General features: G+C 74.7%; 22 protein-coding genes and 1 pseudogene. 19 read left to right on the top strand and 4 right to left on the bottom strand.

Features of this window, described 5'->3' with window-relative positions; genetic code table 11:
• The first annotated feature begins 15 nt into the window (after positions 1-15).
• The 15 genes from AXF14_RS00665 to AXF14_RS00595 all read left to right on the top strand — a co-directional run bounded on the left by AXF14_RS00665 (position 16) and on the right by AXF14_RS00595 (position 14,304).
• Positions 16-798 carry a DUF4129 domain-containing protein gene (locus AXF14_RS00665; protein WP_067939084.1) on the top strand — a complete coding sequence of 261 codons (783 nt, stop codon included), beginning with the start codon at positions 16-18 and terminating at the stop codon, positions 796-798.
• Complete coding sequence (locus AXF14_RS00660) at positions 795-1,268, top strand: hypothetical protein (RefSeq protein WP_067939082.1); 474 nt, start codon at positions 795-797, stop codon at positions 1,266-1,268. Before AXF14_RS00665 ends, AXF14_RS00660 begins: the two co-directional genes overlap by 4 nt.
• Positions 1,265-2,278 (top strand): AAA family ATPase, encoded by a 1,014-nt coding sequence (locus tag AXF14_RS00655; protein WP_236755720.1) that lies wholly within the window; start codon positions 1,265-1,267, stop codon positions 2,276-2,278. Before AXF14_RS00660 ends, AXF14_RS00655 begins: the two co-directional genes overlap by 4 nt.
• Complete coding sequence (locus AXF14_RS00650) at positions 2,275-3,627, top strand: DUF58 domain-containing protein (protein WP_067939080.1); 1,353 nt, start codon at positions 2,275-2,277, stop codon at positions 3,625-3,627. The genes AXF14_RS00655 and AXF14_RS00650 overlap by 4 nt, the downstream gene beginning before the upstream one ends.
• A complete protein-coding gene (locus AXF14_RS00645; protein WP_067939077.1) occupies positions 3,624-4,298 on the top strand; it encodes a hypothetical protein in 675 nt (224 codons plus the stop codon). Before AXF14_RS00650 ends, AXF14_RS00645 begins: the two co-directional genes overlap by 4 nt.
• A complete protein-coding gene (locus tag AXF14_RS00640) occupies positions 4,295-5,545 on the top strand; it encodes an amidohydrolase (protein ID WP_084355240.1) in 1,251 nt (416 codons plus the stop codon). Before AXF14_RS00645 ends, AXF14_RS00640 begins: the two co-directional genes overlap by 4 nt.
• Positions 5,546-5,705: 160 nt before the next feature.
• Positions 5,706-6,545 carry an ArnT family glycosyltransferase gene (locus tag AXF14_RS00635; RefSeq protein WP_067939075.1) on the top strand — a complete coding sequence of 280 codons (840 nt, stop codon included), beginning with the start codon at positions 5,706-5,708 and terminating at the stop codon, positions 6,543-6,545.
• Positions 6,546-7,613: a hypothetical protein gene (locus AXF14_RS00630; protein ID WP_067939072.1), complete on the top strand. Its 1,068-nt coding sequence runs from the start codon at positions 6,546-6,548 to the stop codon at positions 7,611-7,613.
• Between the two features lie 97 nt (positions 7,614-7,710).
• Entirely contained in the window at positions 7,711-8,082 is a 372-nt protein-coding gene (locus AXF14_RS00625; RefSeq protein ID WP_150118372.1) for a mannosyltransferase YkcB-related protein, read from the top strand.
• 175 nt (positions 8,083-8,257) lie between these two features.
• The gene (locus tag AXF14_RS00620) at positions 8,258-9,481 is read left to right on the top strand and encodes a Dyp-type peroxidase (RefSeq protein ID WP_084355239.1); all 1,224 of its coding nucleotides are present in this window, start codon (positions 8,258-8,260) and stop codon (positions 9,479-9,481) included.
• 6 nt (positions 9,482-9,487) lie between these two features.
• A complete protein-coding gene (locus tag AXF14_RS00615) occupies positions 9,488-10,285 on the top strand; it encodes a family 1 encapsulin nanocompartment shell protein (RefSeq protein WP_067939068.1) in 798 nt (265 codons plus the stop codon).
• Between the two features lie 133 nt (positions 10,286-10,418).
• On the top strand, positions 10,419-11,279 hold the full coding sequence (locus tag AXF14_RS00610; protein ID WP_084355238.1) for an amidohydrolase family protein: 861 nt from the start codon (positions 10,419-10,421) through the stop codon (positions 11,277-11,279).
• Positions 11,280-11,288: 9 nt separating this feature from the next.
• A complete protein-coding gene (locus tag AXF14_RS00605; RefSeq protein ID WP_067939064.1) occupies positions 11,289-12,047 on the top strand; it encodes a histidine phosphatase family protein in 759 nt (252 codons plus the stop codon).
• A gap of 129 nt (positions 12,048-12,176) precedes the next feature.
• Positions 12,177-12,971 (top strand): ADP-dependent NAD(P)H-hydrate dehydratase, encoded by a 795-nt coding sequence (locus tag AXF14_RS00600; protein ID WP_211260108.1) that lies wholly within the window; start codon positions 12,177-12,179, stop codon positions 12,969-12,971.
• 145 nt (positions 12,972-13,116) lie between these two features.
• On the top strand, positions 13,117-14,304 hold the full coding sequence (locus tag AXF14_RS00595) for an NAD(P)/FAD-dependent oxidoreductase (RefSeq protein WP_067939057.1): 1,188 nt from the start codon (positions 13,117-13,119) through the stop codon (positions 14,302-14,304).
• 6 nt (positions 14,305-14,310) lie between these two features.
• Here the strand turns inward: AXF14_RS00595 and AXF14_RS14820 are convergent, their stop codons facing one another.
• The 3 genes and pseudogenes from AXF14_RS14820 to AXF14_RS13810 all read right to left on the bottom strand — a co-directional run bounded on the left by AXF14_RS14820 (position 14,311) and on the right by AXF14_RS13810 (position 15,589).
• Positions 14,311-14,532: an EamA family transporter gene (locus AXF14_RS14820; RefSeq protein ID WP_417862215.1), complete on the bottom strand. Its 222-nt coding sequence runs from the start codon at positions 14,530-14,532 to the stop codon at positions 14,311-14,313.
• 275 nt (positions 14,533-14,807) lie between these two features.
• Positions 14,808-15,191 (bottom strand): annotated as a pseudogene (locus AXF14_RS14815) (EamA family transporter); the annotation flags it as partial.
• 203 nt (positions 15,192-15,394) lie between these two features.
• Positions 15,395-15,589: a CsbD family protein gene (locus AXF14_RS13810; RefSeq protein ID WP_067939055.1), complete on the bottom strand. Its 195-nt coding sequence runs from the start codon at positions 15,587-15,589 to the stop codon at positions 15,395-15,397.
• A gap of 297 nt (positions 15,590-15,886) precedes the next feature.
• Between AXF14_RS13810 and AXF14_RS00580 the strand changes: the two genes are divergently transcribed.
• Positions 15,887-18,427: a LuxR C-terminal-related transcriptional regulator gene (locus tag AXF14_RS00580; RefSeq protein WP_067939053.1), complete on the top strand. Its 2,541-nt coding sequence runs from the start codon at positions 15,887-15,889 to the stop codon at positions 18,425-18,427.
• Positions 18,428-18,463: 36 nt separating this feature from the next.
• Here the strand turns inward: AXF14_RS00580 and AXF14_RS00575 are convergent, their stop codons facing one another.
• Positions 18,464-19,963: a hypothetical protein gene (locus tag AXF14_RS00575; RefSeq protein ID WP_067939051.1), complete on the bottom strand. Its 1,500-nt coding sequence runs from the start codon at positions 19,961-19,963 to the stop codon at positions 18,464-18,466.
• A 462-nt stretch (positions 19,964-20,425) separates the two neighbouring features.
• On the opposite strand from AXF14_RS00575, the gene AXF14_RS00570 reads away from it, so the two are divergent.
• The 3 genes from AXF14_RS00570 (at position 20,426) to fumC (ending at position 24,335) form a co-directional block, all read left to right on the top strand.
• Positions 20,426-21,907, top strand: a complete 1,482-nt coding sequence (locus tag AXF14_RS00570) for a purine-cytosine permease family protein (protein WP_067939049.1) — start codon at positions 20,426-20,428, stop codon at positions 21,905-21,907.
• Positions 21,904-22,803 (top strand): purine-nucleoside phosphorylase, encoded by a 900-nt coding sequence (locus AXF14_RS00565; RefSeq protein ID WP_067939044.1) that lies wholly within the window; start codon positions 21,904-21,906, stop codon positions 22,801-22,803. The genes AXF14_RS00570 and AXF14_RS00565 overlap by 4 nt, the downstream gene beginning before the upstream one ends.
• Before the next feature lie 95 nt (positions 22,804-22,898).
• Positions 22,899-24,335, top strand: coding sequence for a class II fumarate hydratase (gene fumC / locus AXF14_RS00560; RefSeq protein WP_067939039.1), 1,437 nt, complete (start codon positions 22,899-22,901; stop codon positions 24,333-24,335).
• Positions 24,336-24,340 lie beyond the last annotated feature (5 nt).

Here is a 24,340-nt window from a genome sequence, read left to right as displayed (position 1 = left end):
GGAGGCCGTACGAGCATGACGCGCTCCGCCGCACCCTCCCGCCCTCGAAGCGCGGCCCTGGGCCCCGGGCGGCTCCTCGGGGCCCTCGCCGCGGTCCTCGGCCTCGCCCTCGTCGCCTGGGCGAGCCTCGCCGACGCGCCCATCCTCGCCCTGCCGACCTCCGTGGGCACGACGGGCTCCGAGGCGGTCCCCGCGCCCGCCGCCACCGCCGAGGCGACCCAGCCGCCACTGCCCCCGGACGTCACGAGCGCCGGCTACTCGGACACGGCCTGGCGCGTCATCGCCACCCTCGTCGTGGTCGTCGCCGTCGCAGCGGCCCTCGCCGTCGCCGTCCTCGTCCTCCGCGCGCTCCTGCGACGTCTCCGGAGCGCGTCGTCCCCCGAGGACGACGCCCTCGGCGACGACGGCGTCCTCGACCTCTCCGTCCTCACCGCGGAGCGCGCCGCCCGCCAGGCCCGGCTCCTCACCGACGGCACGCCGCGCAACGCCGTCGTCGCGACCTGGCTCGAGCTCGAGCGCACCGTCGCCGACGCCGGGGTCGTGCGCCGCCCGACCGAGACCTCATCCGAGCTCGTCGTCCGGGTCCTGTCGACGGCGAGCGCCCCCGCCGACGCCCTGGCCGACCTCGCCGGACTCTTCCGCGAGGCCCGCTTCTCCCGGCACGAGCTCACCGAGGGCCACCGCCGTCGCGCCGTCGCCGACCTCGACCGCGTCCACGCCGCCCTCGGGGTCGGAACCGGCGCAGCACCGGTCTCCCTCACCGACGGCGCTTCGGCCGGGCAGGTGAGACCCTCGTGAAGCCCCTCGCCTGGACGCACGCCGTCCTCCTCGCCGCCGCGGGCTGCGGCGCCCTCGCCTTCCTCGGCGTCGTCGGCACCCGGGTCCACCCGGCCGCCTACCTCGCCGTCCTCGTCGCCGTCCTCACCTGGGCCGGCCTGAGCCGTCTGCGCCCCGCCTCCCCGGCCTTCCCCGTCGAGCCGCCGCGCACGGCACCGGCCCCGCCGCGGGACCGGCACCTCGCCGACGTCGACTGGATGCTCCGCTCCGCCTCCGACCAGCGCACCTGGACCACCGGCGTGCGCCCCCGCCTCGCCGCGCTCGCCACCGACCGGCTCCGCGAGCACCACGGCGTCGACGCCGCCACCGACCCCGACGCCGCGCGCGCCGCCCTCGGCGAAGAGCTCTGGGCCCTCGTCGACGGCAGCGCCGCCCCGCCCCGCACCACCCGGGCGCTCACCACCCTCATCGAGAGGATCCACGCACTGTGACCGAGCAGCACCAGACGCCCACCACGCCCGAGCCCGCCGCCGTGGCAGCCCAAGCGATGACCACCGCGCAGGCCGCCGACCTCGCCCAGCGGGTCCTCGCCTCCGTCTCCCGCGCCGTCGTCGGCAACACCGCCGAGCTCGAGCTCGTCCTCGCCGGGATCCTCTCCGGCGGGCACGTCCTCCTCGAGGACTACCCGGGACTCGGCAAGACGCTCGCCGCCCGCTCCTTCGCCCAGGCCCTCGGCCTCGACTTCGCCCGCGCCCAGTTCACCCCGGACCTCCTGCCGAGCGACCTCACCGGCTCCTTCCTCTACGACCAGCGGCGCGCCGAGTTCACCTTCCGCCGCGGCCCCGTCTTCACCGGGCTGCTCCTCGCCGACGAGATCAACCGCACCCCGCCCAAGACCCAGGCCGCCCTCCTCGAGGCCATGCAGGAGCACCAGGTCACCCTCGAGGGCACCACCTTCCCGCTGCCGCGCCCCTTCCACGTCATCGCCACCGCCAACCCCGTCGAGCACGAGGGCACCTACCAGCTCCCCGAGGCCCAGCTCGACCGCTTCCTCATGCGCCTGTCCTTCGGCTACCCCGCGCTCGAGGACGAGTGGGACGTCGTCGCCCGCCGCGTCGCCCGACGCACCGAGGAGCAGACCGTCCCCGCCGTCACCGACGCCACCGGCCTCCTCGCCGCCCAGGCAGCCGTCGAGGCCGTCGACGTCGACGCCTCCGTGGGCCGCTACGCCGTCGCCCTGGCCGCCGCCACCCGCGAGAACGCGGCCGTAGAGATGGGCGCCTCGCCGCGCGGCTCCCTCGCCCTCGTCACCGTCGCCCGCGCCCTCGCCGTCATCGGCGGCCGCGACTACCTCACCCCCGAGGACGTCAAGCACGTCGCCGTCCCGGTCCTCGCCCACCGGATCTCCATCAAGCCCGAGCTGTGGATGACCGCCGTCACCGGCGCCGACGTCGTCCGGCAGGCCCTCGAGACCGTGCCCGTGCCCGGGGCGCGCGAGTGAGCGAGCGGCTCGAGCCCGGACCGGGCGGCGGCGCCCGGGCGCGCTCCGCCGTGCCCGGCACCTCCGTGCCCGGCACGGTCGAGCGCGCTGAGCCGGCGGGGGAGTGGCGACCCACGGTCCTGCACCTCACCGCCGTCGGCGTCGGCGTCCTCACCGCCCTGGCCGCAGTCCTCCTCCACCGGCCCGACCTCGTCGTGCTCGCCGCCCCCATGCTCCTCGTCGCCGCCCGGGGCGCCCTCGCCCGACCGAGCGGCCGCCCCGCCACCGCCGTCCTCGGCGCCTCCGGGGACCTCCTGGAGGCCCAGGCCGTCCGCGTCCGCGCCGTGACGACCGGCACCGAGGGCGCCGAGACCGTCGGCCACGAGCTCGGCGCCGGACCGGGGCTCCGGCTCGCACCCGAGGGCGTCCTCGACCTCGCCGTACCCGACGGTCCCGTCGGCTCCGTCACGACCGCCTTCACCGTCCAGCCACGCTCCTGGGGCCCCACCGAGCTCGCCACCGGCGAGCTCCACCTGCGCAGCGCCTGGGGCGCCTGGGACGCCCGCTGGAAGCGGCGCAACCCCGTCCGCCTCACCGCCGCCCCGGCCCCGGGCGCCTTCGACGCCGACGCCCCCGTCCCGCACCCCTCCACCCTCCTCGGCGTCCACGGCGGGCGCCGCCGCGGCGACGGCGTCGAGTTCGACGCCATCCGCGAGTTCCGCCCCGGGGACCGCCCCCGCCACGTCCACTGGCCCACCTCCGCGCGCACGGGCCGCCTCCACGTGCGCACCACCCTCGCCGAGAACGACGCCGAGGTCCTCCTCCTCGTCGACGCCTACGGTGACCTCCCCGGCGCCGACGGCGGCAGCCTCGACCGCACCGTGCACGCCGCCGCCTCCGTCGCCGCCTGGTGCGCCCGCACCGGCGACCGCGTCGCCCTGCGCGTCCTCGGTGCCGACGTCGCACCCGTCCCCGCCAGAGCCGGGCGCCGCCAGCTCACCCGCGTCCTCGGCACCCTCGCCCGCACCGTCCCCGACTCCGACCGCTCCGGCGAGGGGCAGCGCATGCGTCTCGACCTCGCCCCCGGCACCCTCGTCGTCGTCCTCTCCCCGCTCACCGAGAGGCGCCTCGTCGACGCCGCCGTCGAGCGGGCGAGCGCCGGGCTCGACGTCCTCGTCATCGACACCGCCCCCACCGAGCCCGCCGGGGAGGACTCCGTCGCCCTGGCCGCCTGGGGCCTCGTCCGCCTCGAGCGGGAGCGCACCGCCGACGCCCTGCGCCGTCGCGGCGTCGCCGTCGCCGCCTGGCGCGGCCCCGGCACCCTCGACGCGACCCTCGAGGCCCTGAGCGCGAGGAGGAGCCGCCGATGACCGCGCGTGACACCGCCTCCGCCTCCGCCTCCGCCTCCGCGCCGCTGGGCCGCGCCGGCCGTGCCGCTCGGGCGCGCCGGGCCCTCGTCCGCCGCCTGCCGCGGCACCTGTCCCGCACGCAGGTGCTCGTGCGCGCCGTCGGCGCCCTCGTCCTCGTCGCGACCGCGGCAGCCCTCGGCACGCCCACCGTCCTCCTGCTCATCACCGTCCTCGGCGCCGCCTGCGCGGCCATCGCCCCCGAGTCCGCCGCCTGGCCCGCCACCGCCGCGGTCGTCGTCCTCGCCTGGGCCCTCGGCGGGCACGACCCGGCCTCGCCCGGAGCCCTCGCGCTCGCCCTCGCGCTCCTCACGGAGCACACGAGCCTCGTCATCGCCTCCGCCGGACCGGCCCGCGCCGTCGTCCCCGGACGCGTCATCCGCCGAGCAGCAGCCCGCGCACTCGTCATCGCCGCGATCACCGCCCTCACCTGGGCGCTGCTCGCCCTCGCCCCGGCCGGGACACGCGCACCCGGCTGGGCGGTCCTCGCCGCCCTCGCCGTCCTCGGCGCCGGGGTCCTCGCCCTCACGGGGACCCGGCCCGGCCGCGCCCAGCAGGGGAGGCGACGGCGCCGGCCGCCCTACGATCCCGACCACCAGCCCGCCCGGCACCACCACCCGAGGAGCGCACCGTGACCACCACCGGCACCGGAGCCCCCACCAGCGCGCCCGGCCCGCGCGAGCGCGCCGAGGCCCTGCGCCCCGACCTCGAGGACCTCTACCGCGACCTGCACGCCCACCCCGAGCTCTCCTTCCAGGAGGAGCGCACCGCCGCCCTCGCCGAGGAGCACCTGGCCGCCCTCGGCTACGAGACGCACCGCGTCGGCGGGGGAGTGGTCGGCCTCCTGCGCCGCGGCGACGGGCCCACCGTCCTCCTGCGCGCCGACATGGACGCCCTGCCCGTGCGCGAGGACACCGGCCTGCCCTACGCCTCCACCGCCACGGCCACGACCGCCGACGGCGAGACCGTCCCCGTCATGCACGCCTGCGGCCACGACGTCCACGTCACCGCCCTCCTCGGCGCCGCGCGGCTCCTCGCCGAGGTCCCCACCTGGCACGGCACCCTCGAGCTCGTCCTCCAGCCCGCCGAGGAGCTCGGCGCCGGCGCCCGAGCCATGCTCGATGACGGCCTCGCCGGGCACCTGCCCGCCCCCGACGTCGCCCTCGCACAGCACGTCCTCGGCGTCACCCCCGCCGGCACCGTCGTCCTGCGCCCCGGACCCGTGCTCTCCACCGCGGCGGCCCTGCGCGTCACCGTCCACGGCGTCGGCACCCACGGCTCCATGCCCCACCTCGGCGTCGACCCCGTCGTCACCGCCGCCGCCATCGTCCTGCGCCTCCAGGGCCTCGTCTCCCGCGAGACCGCGCCCGGCGAGTTCGCCGTCGTCACCGTGGGCGCGATCCACACCGGCACCACCGCCAACACGGTTCCCGAGAGCGTCGAGCTCCTCGTGAGCGTGCGCGCCTACTCCGGGCGGGTCCGCGAGCGGCTCCTCGCCGGCATCCGCCGCGTCGTCACCGCCGAGCGCGAGGCGGCCGGCTGCCCCGTCCCGCCGGACCTCGAGCTCACCACCTCCTTCCCGCTCACCACGAACGACGCCGCCGCCACCGACCGCGCGGCCGCCGCCCTCATCGACGCCCTCGGGGCGGACAAGGTCGGCACCCTCGAGCCCCAGACCGCCTCCGAGGACTTCTCCCTCATCCCGACGGCCCTCGGCGCCCCCTACGTCTACTGGGGCCTCGGCGGGTTCACGGACCCCGAGGCGGTCCGCCCCAACCACTCCCCGCAGTTCGCCCCCGCGATCGAGCCCACCCTCGTCACCGGGACGACCGCGCTCGCGGCCACCGCCCTCGCCTGGCTCGCGGCACCCGCCGACGGCTGAGCGGGCTGAGCAGGCTCATCGCGCTGGGACCGCGCGCACGGGCCGCCTCACAGGTCCACCACAGCACCGACCTCCAGCCGGCACAGCGGCCGGTCCTTGCATCAGGGCATGTTCACCCTTCTCAAGCACTGGGTCTTCGCCGGCCCCAAGGAGTCCGACCGTGACCTCGCCAACGCCTGACGCGAAGCGCTCAGGAGCCAGTACCGCCGCTGCCGCGCCCACCGCCGCAGCCGCACCCGCCGCCCCGGGCCGCCCGACGGCGCTCGCCGAGCGCCCGCGCGTGACCCGGCCCCGCGACTGGTCCCGCAAGGAGAAGCTGGGCTTCGTCGGCCTCCTCGTCCTGGCCACCTTCGTCTACTTCTACGACCTCACCGTCTCCAAGTACGGCAACGAGTTCTACGCCGCTGCCGAGTGGGCCGGCTCCCAGTCCTGGAAGGCCATGCTCTTCGGCTCCTCGGACTCCGGGAACTCGATCACGGTGGACAAGCCGCCGGCCTCCCTGTGGGCCTCGGCCCTCATGATCCGGGCCTTCGGCCTGTCCTCCTTCACGGTCCTCGCACCGCAGGCGGCCATGGGAGTCGGCACCATCGCCTCCCTGTACTGCGTCGTCCGCCGCCGCTTCTCGGCCTTCGCCGCCTGGTCCAGCGCCATCGTGCTGCTGACCGTGCCCGTCGCGGTCATGATGTTCCGCTTCAACAACCCCGACGCGCTCCTCATCCTCCTGCTCACCCTCGCCACCGGTGCGGTGCTGCGGGCGATCGAGGAGGGCTGGACCCGCTGGATGGTCTGGGCGGGAGTCGCGATCGGCTTTGCCTTCCTCACCAAGCAGATGCAGGCCTTCCTGGTCCTGCCCGGCTTCGCGCTCGTGTGGTTCTGGATGGCGCCCGTGTCCTGGAAGCGCCGCATCCGCGACGGCGTCCTCGCCATCGTCGCCATGATCGTCTCCGGCGGCTGGTGGGTCGCGCTCGTCGAGCTGTGGCCCGAGGACTCGCGCCCCTAGTTGGGCGGCTCGACGGACAACTCCTTCCTCAACCTCACCTTCGCCTACAACGGCCTCGACCGCATCACCGGCGGCGGCTCCGGCAACAACAAGATCGGCGGCGCCACGGGCCTCCTGCGCCTGTGGAAGGGGACCTACGCCAACCAGGTCTCCTGGCTCGCGCCCGCCGCGATCGTCCTCACGGTCCTGGCGCTCATCCTCATCGGCCGCGCCCGCCGCACCGACGGCCGCCGCGCCCACGTCGTCATCTGGTTCTGCTGGCTCGCCGTCACCTGGCTCGTCTTCTCCTTCATGTCCGGCACCTTCCACCAGTACTACACGGTGGCCCTCACCCCGGCGATCGCCGCCCTCGTCGGCATCGGCGTCGGCCTCGCCAAGGAGCACGCCCGCAAGGCCTGGGTCCTGTTCACCCTCGCGGGCACGACGGTCGTCACGACCGCCTGGGGCGCCTTCCTGCTGTCGACGGCGACGAACTGGTTCTCCTGGCTCACGTGGGTCGTCCTCGCCGTGGGCGCGCTCTGCGCCATCGGCCTCACGGTCGCCGGCTCCTTGCGCTACGGCAAGGACGAGGCCGATCCGGGCACGAGGCGCGGCCGCCTCATCACCCGCGCGGCCGCGACCCTCGCGATCGTCGCCGCGCTCCTGGGCCCCGTGGCATGGTCCGCGAACACCATCGAGTCCGCCCACACGGGCTCCATCCCGATCGCCGGCCCGACGACGTCGAACGGCGACGGCATGGGCGGCGGTCCCGGTGGCGGTGGCCAGGCGGGCGGCCAGGGCGGCCCCGGCGGGCAGTCCGACGACTCGGACGGCTCGAGCTCGGCCGGTTCCGGCACCCTGAGCGGGGCCGCGACCCCGTCCGCGGGCAGCACCTCCTCCAGCGAGTCCGGCTCCACCGAGGCGGGCGACGGCGAGATGGGCCAGCCGCCGTCGGGCTCCGACGGCGAGGCGCCCGAGGGCGGCGAAGCCCCCGAGCGGCGAGGCCCTCGAGGGAGCCGAGGGCCAGGCGCCCTCCGGCACCGGCTCGACGAGCGGGTCCGGGGACTCGTCCGGCTCGAGCAGCACTGAGTCCGGCGCAGAGTCGGGCACGGAGGCCGGCTCGACCGGCTCCGGCTCGACCGGGTCCGACGGCCAGTCCTCCGACGGCAACAACAACGTGGGCGCCATGCTCGGCATGGGCAACTCGACGTCGTCGACCCTGGTCAAGATGCTCCAGGAGGACTCGAGCCAGTACCGCTGGACCGCCGCCATCACGGCCTCCCAGTCGGCCGCCTCCTACGAGCTCGCCTCCGAGACCTCGGTCATGCCGATCGGAGGCTTCACCGGATCCGGCTCCTCACCGACCCTCGCCCAGTTCAAGACCTGGGTCGAGGAGGGTGAGATCCACTACTACATCGTCTCCGACGCCGGTCAGGGAGGCATGGGCGGGGACCAGTCCACGGCCTCGGCGATCCAGAGCTGGGTGGAGGAGAACTTCACCGCCCAGACGGTCGACGGCGTCACGGTCTACGACCTCACGTCCTCCTCCTCGAGCTGAGCCGCTCGCGCGCGGGCGTCGGGCCCGGTGCCGCAGTCCGCCTGCGGGACCGGGCCCGACGCCGTTCCCGGTGCGACGCCGTCAGCGGACGCGCTGCCGCGCGGGGTCCCGTCCCGCTTTCGCCCCGAGCAAGGCCCCCGCGACCGCGTCGTGGCCCCCGGCTACCATCGGGGACATGACCGACGCCAACCCGATCGAGCTCTCGCAGGCCGTCCTCGGCGCCCCCGCGAGAGCCTCCATCTTCCTCACCCTCACGATCCGCGAGGGCGGCGAGGCGCGCGTCGTGGAGACCCTGCCCGAGATCGAGTCCCTCGCACACTCGGTCGCCTTCCGCTCGCCGGAGGCCGGCGTCAGCTGCGTCGTCGGCATCGGCGCGCGCGCCTGGGACCGGCTCTTCGCCACGCCCCGTCCCGAGCACCTCCACGTCCTCGAGCCCCTCGCCGGAGCCCGGCACGGCATGCCGTCCACCCCGGGGGACCTCTTCCTCCACGTGCGCTCCCAGACCTTCGACACCTGCTTCGAGGTCGTCCGCGAGGTGACCCGCGCGCTCGGGGACGCCGTCGCCCCCGAGGACGAGGTCCACGGCTTCCGCTACCGCGAGTCCCGCGACCCCCTCGGCTTCGTCGACGGCACCGAGAGCCCCGAGGGCCGCGAGGCCGTCGAGTCCGCCCTCGTCGCGGACGGCGAGTGGGCCGGCGGCTCCTACATCATCGAGCAGCGCTACACCCACGACCTCACCGCCTGGGACGCCCTGAGCACCCGCGAGCAGGAGCTCGTCATCGGCCGCACGAAGATGGACGACGTCGAGCTCGACGACGACGTCAAGCCCCGCAACTCCCACGTCGCCCTCAACACCATCGAGGACGCCGAGGGCAACGAGCACAAGATCGTGCGGGACAACCTCGCCTTCGGCGACGCCTCGGGAGTGCAGGGCACCTTCTTCATGTCCTACGCCGCGGACCCGCGCATCACCGAGCTCATGCTCCGACGCATGTTCATCGGCGAGCCCGAGGGCAACTACGACCGCATCCTCGACTTCTCGACCGCCGAGACGGGCGCGCTGTTCTTCGCGCCCCCGGCCGACTTCCTCGACGACGCCGAGGAGCACGCCCGCCCCGGCCTGCTGGGCGAGGACGACGAGCCCGAGGACCCGACCCAGCCCGCCCTCGGGCTGCCGCAGGCCGCCGCCCTCGGACTCCGCGACCCCACCGCCTCCGACGCCGGCGAGGAGACGGCCGAGCCCTTGCTCCCACGTGGCTCCGACCCCGCTGAGGCGGCTGAGGACGCTCAGCCCACCGCCCCCGTGCCGAGCGCCCCGACCACCACCGCACCGACCAGCACACCCACCACGACCGCACCGGCTGACGGATCCCTCGGGATCGGAAGCCTGAAAGGCTGAGGAAGCATGAACAACCTGCACCGCGAGCTCGCCCCCGTCTCCACCGCCGCCTGGGCGGAGATCGAAGAGGAGGCGCGCCGCACCTTCACCCGCTGGATCGCCGGGCGCCGCGTCGTCGACGTCGAGGGCCCCGACGGCGAGGACCTCGCCGCCGTCCGCACCGGCCACCGCAAGAGCGTCGACGTCCCCTTCGGGGGCGTCGAGGCCCACGAGCGCGAGGTCCGCACGGTCGTCGAGCTGCGAGTCCCCTTCCGCGTCACCCGCGAGGCCATCGACGACGTCGACCGAGGGGCCAAGGACTCCGACTGGCAGCCCGTCAAGGACGCCGCCGAGACGATCGCCCGCGCCGAGGACGCCCTCGTCTTCACCGGCCTCGAGAGCTCCGGCATCGAGGGGCTTATCCCGTCGAGCGACAACGAGACCGTCACCCTTCCCGAGGCCATCGAGGAGCTGCCCGACGCCGTCGCCGCGGCCCTCAAGGAGCTGCGCCTCGCCGGTGTCGAGGGCCCGTACTCGCTCCTGCTCTCCGCCGAGCTGTGGACCGCCGTCACCGAGGAGACCGACGACGGCTACCCGGTCCGCAAGCACCTGGACCGCATCCTCGACGGCGAGGTCATCTGGGCCCCCGCCATCGACGGAGCCGTCCTGTTGTCCACCCGTGGCGGCGACTTCGAGCTCCACCTCGGGCAGGACCTGTCCATCGGGTACATCTCGCACGACGCCGAGTCCGTCGAGCTCTACCTCCAGGAGTCCCTCACCTTCCTGCCCTACACGGCGGAGGCGAGCGTCCCGCTCAGCCGCTGAGCCCAGCCGCCTGACGCGCTGCCCGGGCCGGCGACCGCACGAGTGGTCGCCGGCCCGCCGCGTCTCCTCACCCGCCACCCGGCGGGCGCGACCGCGGTGGCGCCCGTACCCTGACGGTGGAGAGGAGGTGACCATGCCCGACACCGTAGGAGCGGAGCACCGCGTAGGGGCGCGTCCCTGGACGCGCCTCTTCGACGCCCACGTCCACGTCATCGACCCCGCCTACCCGCTCATGGCCAACAACGGCTACGTCCCCGAGCCCCTCACGATCGGCGACTACCGCGCTCGCACCAGCGGCCTCGGCGTCGAGGGCGGAGCCGTCGTCGCCGGCTCCTTCCAGGGCCTCGAGCAGGAGTACATGGTCGACGCGCTCGCCGAGCTCGGCCCCGGCTTCGCCGGCGTCATCCAGCTCTCCCCGGACGTCCCCGACCGCCGCGTCCTCGAGCTCGACGCCGCGGGAGTGCGCGCCGTCCGCTTCAACCTCTATCGCGGGGGCTCCGCGGGGCTCGAGGACCTCGAGGCCCTCGCCCGGCGCGTCCACGACCTCGCCGGCTGGCACACCGAGCTCTACCTCGACGCCGCCGACCTGCCCGAGCTCGCCGGGCTCCTGGCCTCCCTGCCGTCCGTCAGCATCGACCACCTCGGCATGACCGCCGAGGGCGTGCCGCACCTCCTGCGCCTCGTGGAGAAGAGCGTGCGCGTCAAGGCCGACGGCTTCGGCCGCGTCGACCTCGACCCCTCCGACGTCGTGCCTCGCTTCATGGAGGTCGACCCGGGGGCGCTCATGGCCGCCACGGACCTGCCGTCGACCCGCGCCCGACGGCCCTTCGCGGCGGAGGACCTCGACCTGCTGGCCTCACTCGTCCCCTCCGAGCACGTCGACGACGTCTTCTACGGCAACGCTGCGCGCCTGTACCGGATCGGGCCCGTCCCCGGACCGAGCAGCCCATCGGCCCGTCACGCCGGCGCTGCGAGGCTGCCGGACGCCCGATAGCCTCGTCCCATGACCCCCACGCGCATCATCCTGGTGCGGCACGGCCAGTCGCAGGGCAACGTCGCCGCCGAGCTCGCCTCGAAGGAGCACCTCGAGCGGATCGAGGTCCCGGCCCGCGACCCCGACGTCGAGCTGTCCGGTCTCGGCGTCGAGCAGGCCCGAGCCGTCGGCACCTGGCTCGCCGCCCTGCCCGGGGCAGATCGCCCCGAGGTCCTGTGGACCAGCCCCTACCGACGCGCGCGCCAGACCGCCGAGGAGGCGATGGACGTCGCCGGGCTCGAGCTGCCCGTCCGCGTCGATGAGCGCCTGCGCGACCGCGACATGGGCATCACCGACATGCTCACCGCCGCCGGCATCCAGGCGAGGTACCCCGAGGAGACCGAGCGCCGCGAGTGGCTCGGCAAGTTCTACTACCGGCCGCCGGGCGGCGAGTCCTGGGCCGACGTCGTCCAGCGCGTCCGAGGCGTCCTGGCCGACCTCGCCGCGGTCCCCGAGGGCACCACCGTGCTCGTCACCGCCCACGACGTGGTCAACCTCCTATTCTGCTACGTCGCGGACGGGATGGATGAGGGCACGGTCCTTGAGACGAGCCGTACCAACGGTCTGTGCAACGCCGCGATCTGCCGGCTCCACCGCGACACCGAGGCACTTACCGGCTGGGTCCTCGACGACTACAACATCAGCTCGCACCTCACGGAGCAGGGCGTGCGCGTCACCGACCAGCCGGGCGCCTCCGACGAGGTCGGGCCGGAGCCCTCCGATGGCTGACGCCCGCGGTCCGCGCGTCCCGGACGAGGCCCTCGGCGGGACGCCCGACGACCCCGTCCTCGTCACCCCCGCCCTCCTCCGGGCCTGGCCGCTCCCTCAGCCGGGGGGGGCTCGAAGTACACCCGCGGCGTGGCCCTCGTCGTCGGCGGCGCCCGTGCCACACCCGGCGCCGTCATGCTCGCCGGGCTCGCCGCGCTGCGCGTCGGCGCGGGACGCCTCACCCCGGCGACCGCCGCCTCGGTCGCGCCGCACGTCGCGGTCGCCATCCCTGAGAGCGCCGTCCTCGGCCTCCCGGAGGACCGACTCGGTTCGGTCACCGGCGTCGGCGCCCGGGAGGTGCTCGAGGGCGACCTCGGTCGCTCGGGCGCGCTCCTGCTCGGTCCCGGTCTCGACGACGCTGAGGGCGCGGCGCGGCTCCTCGTCGCGGTCGTCGGGGCGCTCCCGCCGGACGTGCCCGTCCTCCTGGACTCCTACGCCGCCACCGTGCTGCCCGACGCCGATGACGAGGTCCGCGACGCACTCGCCGGACGGCTCCTCCTCACCCCGAACACGGGCGAGCCGGCGCGGCTCGTCCAGCGCGATGGCCTCGCGGACGAGGACGTCGCCGGTGCCTGCCTCGACGCCGCCGACCGCTACGGCGCAGCCGTGGCCTGCAACGAGACCGTCGTCCACAACGGCTCCGTGTGGCGGGTCACCGACGGGTACGCTGGGTCGGGCACGTCGGGCAGCGGTGACGTCATGGCTGGCGCGGTCACCGGTCTGCTCAGCAGGGAGGCGCACCCGGCGCAGGCGCTCGTCTGGGGCAAGCACGTGCACGCCGCGGCTGGCAACTCCCTGGCAGCGCTCCACGGCCGCATCGGGTTCCTCGCCGGCGAGCTCCCTCCCGAGCTCCCGCGCGTGCTGCGCACGCTGGGCGGCGACTGACCGGGCGCGCGGGCGGCCGCGTCCGCCGTGCAGCCCCGCCCGCGGCGCACTACCCTCGTGAGCAGCGCGGTCGCACCGGTCGCCCGGCGCGGGCCGGTCACCCGGGAGCGGGGAACCGCGTCCCGCCAGCACAGGAGAAGCTCACATGCAGCAGTACGACTACCTCATCATCGGCGGCGGGCAGGTGAGCGACGACGCGTCCCGCGCCATCCGCGAGCTCGACGCCACCGGCACCATCGGCGTCCTCTCGGCCGACACCGACCAGCCCTACTCGCGCCCCGCCCTGTCCAAGAAGCTCTGGATCGACCCCGACTTCACCATCGAGGACGACATGATGGACACCGCGCAGGACACCGGCGCAGAGATCACGACGGGCGCGCGGGTCATCTCGATCGACCCGAAGGCCTCCGAGGTCGAGCTCGCCGGCGGCGCCCGCGTCGCCTACGGCAGGCTCCTCCTCGCCACCGGCGCCGACCCCGTGCGTATCGGGGCCCCCGACGACGAGCGCGTCGTCTTCTTCCGCACCCTGGAGGACTACCGCACGCTGCGCCGCCTCGCCACGCCAGAGGCCCGCGTCATCGTCCTCGGCGGCGGCTACATCGGTCAGGAGCTCGCGGCCGCGCTCGCGGGCGTCGGCGTGGCGAAGGTGACCCTCGTCCACTCCGGCGGGCTCCTCGCCGAGAAGCGCTTCCCGACCGACCTCGCCCGGCGATACACGCGCATGTTCACCGAGCACGGCGTCGAGCTCGTCGCCCACCGCAGGGCCGAGCGCGTCGAGGCCGAGGGCGACGACCTCGTCGCCGTTCTCGACGACGGGACCCGACTCACCGCGGACGTCGTCGTCGTCGGCATCGGCGCGAAGCCGAGGACCGAGCTCGCCGAGGCCGCCGGGCTCACGGTCGAGGACGGGGGCGTCGTCGTCGACGAGCACCTGCGCACCGACGACGCCGCGATCTGGGCCGCCGGCGACATCGCCCGCTACCCCGACGCCGTCCTCGGGCGCACGCAGTCCGAGCACATCGACCAGGCGCGCGCCTCGGGCCGCGCCGCCGGGGCCGCGATGGCCGGCTCGGAGGAGCCCTACACGCACACGCCGTTCTTCTACTCGATGGTCTTCGGCCACCGGTGGGAGGCGGTCGGCCGCACCCTGTCCGAGCTCGACGTGCTCGAGGTCCCGCTCGACGACGACCGCCTCGTCGTCTACTACCTCGACGAGTCCGGCAGGGCGGTCGGCGTCCTGGCGTGGGGTGTCGAGGACGCCGTGGACGAGGCCCGCGCCGTGCTCGCCGACCCGCCCTCGGACCCCGAGCAGCTGCGCGACCGCATCCGCTGAACCGCCTCAGGGCGTCGGCCCGTCCCCGTTCGCCGGACCCGTCACGAGCACGACCAGCACGACGGCGAGCAGCGCCAGCCCGGCCCAGCTGAGGACGGTCAACCGCTCGCCGAGTACGGCGACGGCGAGCAGCGCCGCCACCGCGGGCTCGAGCAGCGTGATGGTCGTCGCCGTCGACGCCGGCACACGGGCCAGGCCCAAGCCGAAGACGACGTAGCCGAGGAACATCGGGACATCACCATGTAGACGGCGACCGCCGTCGCCTCCCGCGTCGCCACCAGGGGCGCGCCCGTCACGGCCAGCACGGGCATGAGGAGCAGGCCGCCCGCGCCGAAGACGGCGCCCATCGCGGCGCCGCGGGGCGTGCCCGCGGACATGAGGCGGTGCGAAACCCACGAGTAGGCCGCGTAGGTGGCCGCGGCTAGGACGCCGAAGGCGGCGCCGACGGCGGTCCGCAGCGGTGAGCCCGCACCGCCATCGTCCCGCGAGACGACGAGCAGCCCGGCGCCGAGCGCCCCGACGAGCGCGCAGGCCAGCCACCGCGCCCCGAGCCTGCGCCCGCCGACGACGCGCTCGATGACGCCGGTCGCCAGCGGGGCGAGGGCCAGGGAAACGATGCTGCCGATGGCGACCCCGGCCAGGCGCATCGAGGAGTAGAAGGGCAGCGGGTAGACGGCGACGGCGACGGCCCCGACCGCCACGGTCCGCGCCTGTGAGCGCAGGGGCCCGCGGGCGCGGTGCAGCGCCGGCAGCGCGATGAGGGCCTGGAGCAGCCCGCCGATCCCGAGGGCAGCCGAGCCGATCGCGAGCGGTCCCGCGTCCGGGGCGAAGGCCGCCGCCGTGCCCGTCGTCCCCCACAGGACCGAGGTGGTGACGACGGTGAGCACCCCGGCGCGCAGCGACGCGGCCGAGGGTGGGGAGGCGGGCGTGGTCACGTCCTGGATCGTGGCACGACCGCACCGGGGCTGTCAGGCGGCGTCTCACCCGCGGCGGGTACGGCGGCGCCCCCGGTCCGCGGGGGACCGGGGGCGCCGAGAGCGCTCCTGAGAGCGTCGAGCGAGGAGCTCGTCGAGAGCCTGCGGGCCCCGGCTCACTCGTCCTTGCCGCTGAGGTGGTCGGCGACGCCCTTGAGCGTGGCCTTGGCGTCGTCGACCTTCTCGGCGACCTGGCCGTCGGCGTTCTGGAGGCGGCCCTCCGTCTCAGTCTCCTTGTCCCCGGTGACCTTCCCGGCGGTCTCCTTGAGCTTGCCGGCCACCTGGTCGAACTTCGAATCGCTGTCAGCCATGTCGGCTCCTTCCATCAGATGTGACGCGAGCCTCCCAGACGGCGGCGTCCTGCGCTCGGCGGGGGCGCCGAATTGCCCTGAGAGCGAATCCCGCAAGGCCTCGCTCCTCGCTAGCGACATGCCATGACGGTCACAGAACGGCGTCATTGCAGTCACTTCACCCGAGGGTGATTTGAGTGGGTGAACCCCGAGGGCTAGGCTTCCGCGGGTCGCCGCACGCCGTCGGCGACCCGACCGCCCCGGACTCACCCGGTCGGCGGGACGCAGGCACCGGCGACCGGAGGAGGCTCGGAAGACGTGAGCGACGTCCTGGACCGCATCGTCGCGCGGATCGCCCCGCGGCTCGCCGCCATGCTCGCCGAGTCCGACGCGGCGCTCATCCACGGCCCCCACGAGTTCCGGCCCGTCGAGATCGTCGAGACCGCCCTCGACTCCATCGGCGGCGCCTACCGCCGCCACCGGGTCACGAGCGTCGACGACGTCGCCGTCCTGCGCCGCTCCCTCCCCGGCCGCCGTCCCGTCCTGGTCGAGTGGCTCGGGGAGGACCCCGAGACCGGGGCCGCCCTCGAGCGCCTCATGGTCGAGGCCATGGCCCCCGGCGCCCTGGCCACCCCCGTCATCGCCGTCGCCGAGGTCGACGCCGACCCCCTCGACGGCCGCCTGGGCGGCTTCGAGCTCAAGATCGGACCGACGGGGCTCCTCGTCACCGAGGCCGACCTCGAGGCCATCGCGCCCGCCGTCGCCTCCGACGTCGTCTGGCGCCGCGAGGTCCTGGGCGCCACCGGCGGCGTCCCCGTCCTCCTGGCCGCCGCCCTCGAGGACCTCGGCGTCGTCGACGACGTCGCCCGCCCCGTCCACCCGCCGCGCGAGGGCTCCCTCAACGCCGTCGCCGCCCGCCGCGCCATGGCGCGCCGCGGGACAGAGAGCGGGGAGTCCCGCCTCGTCGTCGCCGCACACCAGTGGGCCACCCGCGCCTTCCAGTCCGTGCGCAACGAGCCGCTGCGGCTCATGCACGCCTGGATCGCGCCGCTGCCCGAGCGCACGATGGCCGCCGTCACCTCCGAGGTCCTCGCCCGCGAGGTCACCGTCGCCCAGGTGCGCGAGGCCCGCGAGGATTCCGCGATCTTCTCCGTCGGCTCCGGGGACCCCGCCTTCCCGCCCGCGCTGGCGGCCGAGCTCATCCGCCTCGCCGTCGCCGCCGACGCCCGCAAGGCCAGCCGCCTGCGCCGCACCATCGCCCAGGTCGCCGCGAGCCCCGAGGTCCCCGTCTCGGCCCTCGACCGCATCTCCATCACCACCTCGCTGGGCGCCTGGAGCGTCCTGGACCAGGTGCTCGCCGCCGAGATGCCCTCCCTCGTCCTCCTCACCGAGCGCCAGCGCCACGTGCTGGCCTCGCTGTGGCCCACGCAGGTCCCCGCCGACGAGTGGCCCCACCTCGCCGCCGCCCGCGACTGGCTCGCGGGCCGTGAGCTGCCCCCGGACCTGCCCGTGCCCTGGGTCGACCTCCTCCACCTCCTCTCCCAGGCCGACGCCGACCTCATCAGCCCCGAGTTCGTCGACCTGCGCGACCGCCTCGTCGGCGGCGTCTCCACGGTCCACGGCGCGACCACCGACGGCATCCGCGAGGCCCTCGCCGACGGCGCCCGCTGGCTCGCCACCCGCGCCGCCTCCGCCCACGACGAGGCCACCCGCGCCTTCGACCTCTCGCCGCACTTCTCCGACGAGCTCGCCCTGCTCGCCTTCGCCCTCATGGGCGCCGCGGACGGCTGCCTGTCCATGGCCTCCATCGCGGACGCCCAGGCCTGCGTCAACCGCGCCCAGTCGCTGTGCGAGATGGCCGACGTCGACCTCGACCGAGCGCCCGCCCTGCGCATCGGCCTCACCGCGCGCTCCGCGCTCCTGGCGACCATCGCCGGCGTCAACGACCGCGCCCGCAGCCAGATCGGCCTCTACGAGAACCAGGTGCGCCACGTCGGGTCCCGCGACGGCGAGCCCGAGCACATCGTCCACATCGCCCGGCGGTACTGCGCGGACTCGACGCCCCGCTTCTCCCTGGCCACCACCGAGATCGACATCAACACGGGCTTCACCCCCTACGAGCTGGAGGCCGAGGCGCTCGTCCTCCTCCTCCAGCACGGCCCCATCACCGCCGCCCAGTGGGTCCAGGCCTTCCTCGGGCGCTCGCGGTGGACCGACTCCCACGACTTCGAGTGGTGGCCCCTGCACGCCATGCTCGCGCTCCTCGACGTGCGCGAGGGCCGCAACCAGGCCGCCCAGCGGTGGCTCGACGGCGGGACGATCCCCACCGAGCTCTCCCTCGTCATCCAGGCAGGCATCGAGCTCAACCTCGACCACCTCGAGTCCGCCCAGAACCTCGTCGCGCGCATGACCGAGATGCCGACGTCCCTGGACCGCTGGCGCCTCCTCGCCCACGGCATCCGCGCCGGCGCCCTCAACCGCGCCGACCCGACCCGCACCCCGGACACGCTCCTGCACCTGCGCGAGTGGCAGGACTCCCTGGCCACCCTCGCCCTGCTCCCGGCCGTGTGCCGCGAGACGGTCCTGTCCTCCCTGGACCCGACCCTGGCCTCGCTGCCCGGCCTCACCATTGAGGGGCCGGCCGAGCCCGGCCCCGCGCGAGACGTCGTCCTCACACCCCGTCAGCAGGACGTCCTGCACGGGCTCGTCGGCGGCGGCACCCTCGGGCAGATCGCCGACGACCTCTTCCTCGGCGTCGAGACCGTGCGCTCCACCGCGAAGGCCCTCTACAAGCGCCTCGGCGTGCACGACCGCGCGAGCGCGGTCCAGGTCGCGCGCTCCATGGGCCTGCTCAAGTAACCGACCCGCCGCAGGACGGTGGCTCCGGCAGCCTCGTCAGCAGCTCGGCCCGCTCGGGGTCACGGCCCGCTCGGGCTCCTCAAGGCTCGCCGCCGCCGCGCCCAGCATCCGCCGCACCCCGCGGGCCAGCGCCGGGGCGCGACGGCTCCCGGAGGCGGCGGCGATCTCGTGGGCGACCTCGAGGGCGTCGGAGGCCTCGATGAGGCGCCCGCGGTCCTCCAGGGCGCGCGCGAGCGCCACCATCGGCGTGATCGCGAGCGACGGGCGGTGGGAGGCGAGCGCCTCGCCGGCCTTCTCCACCGCTCGGGTGAGCGCCGCGTCGAGCGGTACGGCGGGGACGGCCGGGACGTCGCCGGGCAGCGGCTCGAGCCCGTGCACGAGCCGGACGACGTGCTCCGTGCCCGGCCCCTCGAGCAGCCTCGGCCGCTCGAGCCACTCGCCGACCTCCGTGGAGACGGCGTCGTTCCCGTTGCGCTCGTCGAAGGCGGCCGCGAGCATCCCGACCCACTCGCACGTGGCGGCGAGCGCCGTCGGCAGGTCCATCGAGAGGCTGACGTAGGCCGAGGGGCGCCACTTGGGGCTCGCGGGCATCTCGAGGCGCGTCGGCATCCACAGTCCGCCCTCGGGCGCCTCGCGCGCGGCCATCTCGACCTCGCGCAGGACGAGGACGGCCCCCTGGAGCATGTCGAGGAGGTCCGAGGCGGCGTCCGTGCTCGCCGTCCAGCTCCCGTGGCGGCGCAGCAGCCTCATGCCGCGCTCGAGCTGACCCGTCAGGGCCAGGTAGGACAGGTGCTCCTTGAGCCAGGCGGCCTTGGACGGGGACTGGCGGTGCAGGGCGTAGGAGCCCAGGTGCGCGTCCCAGGCGCGCTCGGGCCGCCCCGACTCGACGAGGGGGAGGAGCACCTGGGCGAGGGTGTTGCGCGGCTGGGTCGCGGAGCGCAGCGTGCCGTCGAGGACGTGCCGGGCGGCGCGCAGCGCCTCCTCCGTCCGGCCACGGCGCAGGAGGTCGTCGACGACCCGCGTGATCCGCGCGCTCTCGTCGCGCGCGGACAGGTCCTCGCCCTCCGCGAGGGCGCGGAGCTGGTCGTCGGCGTCGCCGTGCCGGCCCAGGAGGACGGAGGCCGTGTAGGTGGCCTCGTCGAGGGGACGCCGGGGCAGGTCGAGCCTCTCCGTGTAGCGTGCGAAGGCCGCGAGGAGCGAGGCCACCTGATGGGACGACGCCGCCGGGTTGGACGCGGCGATGACGACGACGTGGGTGTAGACGTGCGAGAGGACGAGCAGGTCCTCGCGGCTGAAGAGGTCCGGTCTCTCAGTGGCGCGGGCGACGGTCCACACGAAGGGCTCGATCGCGCTCCACTCGTCGCCGCCCTTGCGGTAGGCCTCCGTGAGGAGCATGTGGGCGCGCACGACGAGGTCGGCGTCTCCCAGGGCGGTCGAGCTGGCGAGGAGGGACTCGGCGAGCTCGATCTGCCGGCTCCCGGGGCCCGTGCCCTCGGCGAGGCCGGCGATGCGGAGGACGTCGTCACGGGTGGGCACGAATGGTCTCCTTCGGAGTGGGCGGCGCGCGCAGACGCCCCCATCGTCACAGGAACCCGGACGGATCGTGCGGTCAGGGAGCCGCACGACGCGACGGGTGAATCGATCAGGGGCGGCCTCCGGCGACGTAGCCGCAAGAACTGTCAGGGTCAGAACGGCGAGGACGGTAGCAGGCCGCTTATCAATGACCCTATGCCTGCACGGGGCTGGCAATCGGGCGCCGGCGCCGTCGCCGTCCCGGTCGCGGTCCGCACGGACGTCCGCGGCGCCCGCCCGTCGCCGCACGCGCGTGCCCAGCCCGCCCGTGACGGCGCCCCGGGCGCCCTCCCCGCCCCGGGCGGCTCGTGGAACGCTAGCCTGTGCGCACTGACGTGCGCGACCACCCCGTCGCGCACGAGACCCTCCGGGCGGGCCGTCCCGACCGGACGGAAGCACGCCGACCGAGTCCCCAGGAGCGCTCCCATGTCCTCAGCGTCCGTGCCCCAGCCCGAGCCGACGGGGGAGGCGCCCGCTTCCTCCCGCATCGAGAACGCGGGCCTCGACGTCATCGCCGAGTCCGACCGGAAGGGCCGCCCCAGCGACCTCTTCATGCCGTGGTTCGCCGCGAACGTCTCCGTCCTCGGCCTGTCCTGGGGCGCCTGGGTCCTCGGCTTCGGCCTGTCCTTCTGGCAGGCGGTGCTCGCCGGCGTCCTCGGCGTCGTCGTCTCCTTCCTCCTGTGCGGTTTCATCGCCGTGCTCGGCAAGAGGGGGAGCGCCCCCACCCTCGCCCTGTCCCGCGCCGCCTTCGGCTACAACGGCAACCGGCTGTCCGCCGGGATCTCCTGGATCCTCACCGTCGGCTGGGAGACGGTCCTGTGCGTCACCGCCACGCTCGCCTCCGCCACCGTCCTCCAGGCGCTCGGCTGGCACAACGAGCACGGCGCCCAGGTCGTCGGTTTCCTCCTCACCGTCGGTCTGGCGGCCTCCGCCGGCATCCTCGGCTTCGACACGATCATGAAGGTCCAGACCTGGATCACCTGGGCCACCGGCGTCCTCACCGTCGTCTACCTCGTCCTCGTCGCCGGGCACGTCCACTGGGGCGTCATCAGCTCGCTCCCGCCTGGCTCGACCGCGGCAGTCGTGGGCGCCCTCGTCATGGTCGCCACCGGCTTCGGACTCGGCTGGGTCAACGCGGCCGCCGACTACTCCCGCTACCTCCCGCGCACCGCCTCCACCGGCGGCGTCATCGCCTGGACGACGATCGGCTCGTCCCTGCCCGTGGTCGTCCTGCTCGTCGCCGGAACGCTCCTCGTCGGCTCCGACGCCGACCTCGGCACCGCCATCGACTCCGACCCCATCGGCGCCCTCACGACGATCCTGCCGACGTGGTTCCTCGTGCCCTTCGCCGTCGTCGCCATCCTCGGCCTGGCCGGCGGCATCATCATGGACCTGTACTCCTCGGGCCTGTCGCTGCTCGCCACCGGCCTTCCCGTCAAGCGCCACGTCGCCACCTCCATCGACGCCACGATCATGACGGTCGGCACGATCGCCGTCATCCTCGGCGCCTCCGACTTCCTCGGCCCCTTCCAGGGCTTCCTCACGACCCTCGGCGTCGTCATCGCGGCCTGGGCGGGCGTCATGCTCGCCGAGGCAGCCCTGCGCCGGAAGGACTACGACGAGGCGGCCCTGTTCACGCCCGACGGCGTGTACGGCTCCGTCAACTGGGAGGCCATCGGCCTCGTCGTCCTCGGCTCGGTCATCGGCTGGGGCCTCGTCGTCAACTCCTCCGCCTCCTGGCTCTCCTGGCAGGGCTACCTCCTCGGCCCGATCGGCGGCCGCGAGGGGGACTGGGCCTACGCCAACCTCGGCGTCCTCGCCTCCCTGCTCATCGGGCTCGTCGGCCACCTCCTCCTCGGCGCGGGCCGCGTCCGCCGCCAGGAGGCCGCCACCGGGGCCGTCCGATGAGCGCCGCGTCCTCCTCGGCGCCGGTGCCCGCTCCCGACGGCGTCGTCGACCCTGATCTGCTCGCCGCCCTCGCCGAGTCCGGGGGCGAGACCGGACCCCGGCCCGCCCTCGAGGCCGCCCACCAGATCGCCCGCCGCACCGGCGCCGAGCGCCACGACCTCCTCGTCGTCCTCGGATCCGGGGCCGACGGCGCCCTGGATGGCTGGGGCGAGCCCGTCGCCTCCCTGCCCCTGTCGGACCTGCCCGGCGTCAGCGCGCCCGTCGCCCCCGGGCACGTCGACCGCCTGACGAGCCACGAGCGTCGGGTGCGGACCGACGACGGCGAGCGGACCGTGCGCGTTCTCGTCGCCTACGGCCGCACCCACGTGTACGAGGGGCGGGGGAGCGCCCCTGTCGTCGCCCTCGCGAGGGCCGCGGCCGCCACCGGCGTGCGCGCGGCCGTCCTCGTCAACGCCAACGGCTGCCTGCGGGACTGGCGGCTCGGCGACGTCATGACGGTGACCGACCACCTCAACCTCACGGGCGCCTCGCCCTTCGACGGGACCGTCTTCGTCGACGTGCGCGACGTCTGGGACCCGGGGCTCGCGGCGGTCCTCGGCGGCCTCACGCAGCGCAGCGGCGTCTACGCCGCCGTGCGCGGCCCGGAGTACCAGACGATGGCCGAGACGCGGCTGCTCGCCGCCGCGGGCGCCGACTGCGTCGGCATGTCCACGGTGCTCGAGTCCATCGCGCTGCACCAGCTGGGCGTGCGCGTGGCCGGCATGAGCGTCGTGTCCGACCTGTCCCTCGCCACCGAGCCGACCGACCCCGACGAGGTCGTGCGCCTGGCGGCACGGGCCCACGGCACCCTGCGCGCCGGGATCGAGGCGGTCGTCTCCGCCGTCGCGCAGGCCTGACCGCGCCGCGGGGCCGGGTGCCCACTCGCGCCCGGCCCCGCGACTAGGACACCCGTCCCCGCCCCGGGCGGCGCCGTCGGAACTAGCCTGGTCCCATGGCTACTGAGCAGGCATCCGAGAAGTCCGGCGCAGCGACGCGCACCGAGTCCGACTCCATGGGGACCGTCGAGGTCCCCGCCGACCGCTACTGGGGCGCCCAGACCGAGCGCTCCCTCCACAACTTCAACATCGGCCGCGAGACCTTCGTCTGGGGCCGCCCGATGATCAAGGCCCTGGGCACCCTCAAGAAGGCCGCTGCCCAGGCCAACGGCGAGCTCGGCGAGCTCCCGCAGGACATCGCCGACCTCGTCGTCCGCGCCGCCGACGACGTCATCTCCGGCACCCTCGACGAGGAGTTCCCGCTCGTCGTCTTCCAGACCGGGTCCGGCACCCAGTCGAACATGAACGTCAACGAGGTCGTCTCCAACCGCGCCATCGAGCTGGCCGGCGGCGAGCGCGGCTCGAAGAAGCCCGTCCACCCCAACGACCACGTCAACCGCGGCCAGTCCTCGAACGACACCTTCCCGACGGCCATGCACATCGCCGTCGTCTGCGAGCTCGCCCGCATGTACCCGAAGGTCGAGCAGCTGCGGAACACCCTGGACGCCAAGGCCAAGGAGTACGACGACGTCGTCATGGTCGGCCGCACCCACCTCCAGGACGCCACCCCGATCCGCCTCGGCCAGGTCATCTCCGGCTGGGTCGCCCAGATCGACTTCGCCCTCGACGGCATCCGCTACGCCGACTCCCGCGCCCGCGAGCTCGCCATCGGCGGCACCGCCGTCGGCACCGGTCTCAACGCCCACCCCCGCTTCGGCGCGCTCACCGCGCACAAGATCAGCGAGGAGACCGGCATCGAGTTCAAGCAGGCCGACAACCTCTTCGCCGCGCTGTCCGCCCACGACGCCCTGGTCCTCGTCTCCGGCGCCCTGCGCGTCCTCGGCGACGCCCTCATGAAGATCGCCAACGACGTGCGCTGGTACGCCTCCGGCCCCCGCAACGGCCTCGGCGAGCTCATCATCCCGGAGAACGAGCCCGGCTCCTCGATCATGCCCGGCAAGGTCAACCCGACCCAGTGCGAGGCCATGACCATGGTCGCCGCCAAGGTCTTCGGCAACGACGCGACCGTCGGCTTCGCCGGCTCGCAGGGCAACTTCCAGCTCAACGTCTTCAAGCCCGTCATGGCCTGGGCCGTCCTGGAGTCCATCCAGCTGCTCGGCGACACCTGCGTCTCCTTCGACGAGAACTGCGCCTACGGCATCGAGCCCAACCGCGAGAAGATCCAGGAGAACCTGGACAAGAACCTCATGCAGGTCACGGCCCTCAACCGCCACATCGGCTACGACAAGGCTTCCAGGATCGCCAAGAACGCGCACCACAAGGGCCTGTCCCTGCGCGAGTCCGCCCTCGAGCTCGGCTTCGTCACCGAGGAGGAGTTCGACGCCTGGGTGGTGCCGGCCGACATGACGCACCCCTCGGCCGCCGAGGGCTGAGCGAC

The organism is Actinomyces radicidentis, from assembly GCF_001553565.1.
Taxonomy (GTDB): domain Bacteria; phylum Actinomycetota; class Actinomycetes; order Actinomycetales; family Actinomycetaceae; genus Actinomyces; species Actinomyces radicidentis.
The sequence above is the reverse complement of the archived record's forward strand: the minus strand, read 5'-3'. Positions and strand labels throughout refer to the sequence as shown.

Coding starts and splice junctions, on each gene's coding strand:
- AXF14_RS00595 (WP_067939057.1), top strand. CDS start 13,117: ATGCAGCAGTACGACTACCTCATCATCGGCGGCGGGCAGGTGAGCGAC.
- AXF14_RS00565 (WP_067939044.1), top strand. CDS start 21,904: ATGAGCGCCGCGTCCTCCTCGGCGCCGGTGCCCGCTCCCGACGGCGTC.
- AXF14_RS14820 (WP_417862215.1), bottom strand. CDS start 14,532: ATGTTCCTCGGCTACGTCGTCTTCGGCTTGGGCCTGGCCCGTGTGCCG.
- AXF14_RS13810 (WP_067939055.1), bottom strand. CDS start 15,589: ATGGCTGACAGCGATTCGAAGTTCGACCAGGTGGCCGGCAAGCTCAAG.
- AXF14_RS00615 (WP_067939068.1), top strand. CDS start 9,488: ATGAACAACCTGCACCGCGAGCTCGCCCCCGTCTCCACCGCCGCCTGG.
- AXF14_RS00620 (WP_084355239.1), top strand. CDS start 8,258: ATGACCGACGCCAACCCGATCGAGCTCTCGCAGGCCGTCCTCGGCGCC.
- AXF14_RS00610 (WP_084355238.1), top strand. CDS start 10,419: ATGCCCGACACCGTAGGAGCGGAGCACCGCGTAGGGGCGCGTCCCTGG.
- AXF14_RS00605 (WP_067939064.1), top strand. CDS start 11,289: ATGACCCCCACGCGCATCATCCTGGTGCGGCACGGCCAGTCGCAGGGC.
- AXF14_RS00625 (WP_150118372.1), top strand. CDS start 7,711: ATGCTCGGCATGGGCAACTCGACGTCGTCGACCCTGGTCAAGATGCTC.
- AXF14_RS00665 (WP_067939084.1), top strand. CDS start 16: ATGACGCGCTCCGCCGCACCCTCCCGCCCTCGAAGCGCGGCCCTGGGC.
- fumC (WP_067939039.1), top strand. CDS start 22,899: ATGGCTACTGAGCAGGCATCCGAGAAGTCCGGCGCAGCGACGCGCACC.
- AXF14_RS00570 (WP_067939049.1), top strand. CDS start 20,426: ATGTCCTCAGCGTCCGTGCCCCAGCCCGAGCCGACGGGGGAGGCGCCC.
- AXF14_RS00645 (WP_067939077.1), top strand. CDS start 3,624: ATGACCGCGCGTGACACCGCCTCCGCCTCCGCCTCCGCCTCCGCGCCG.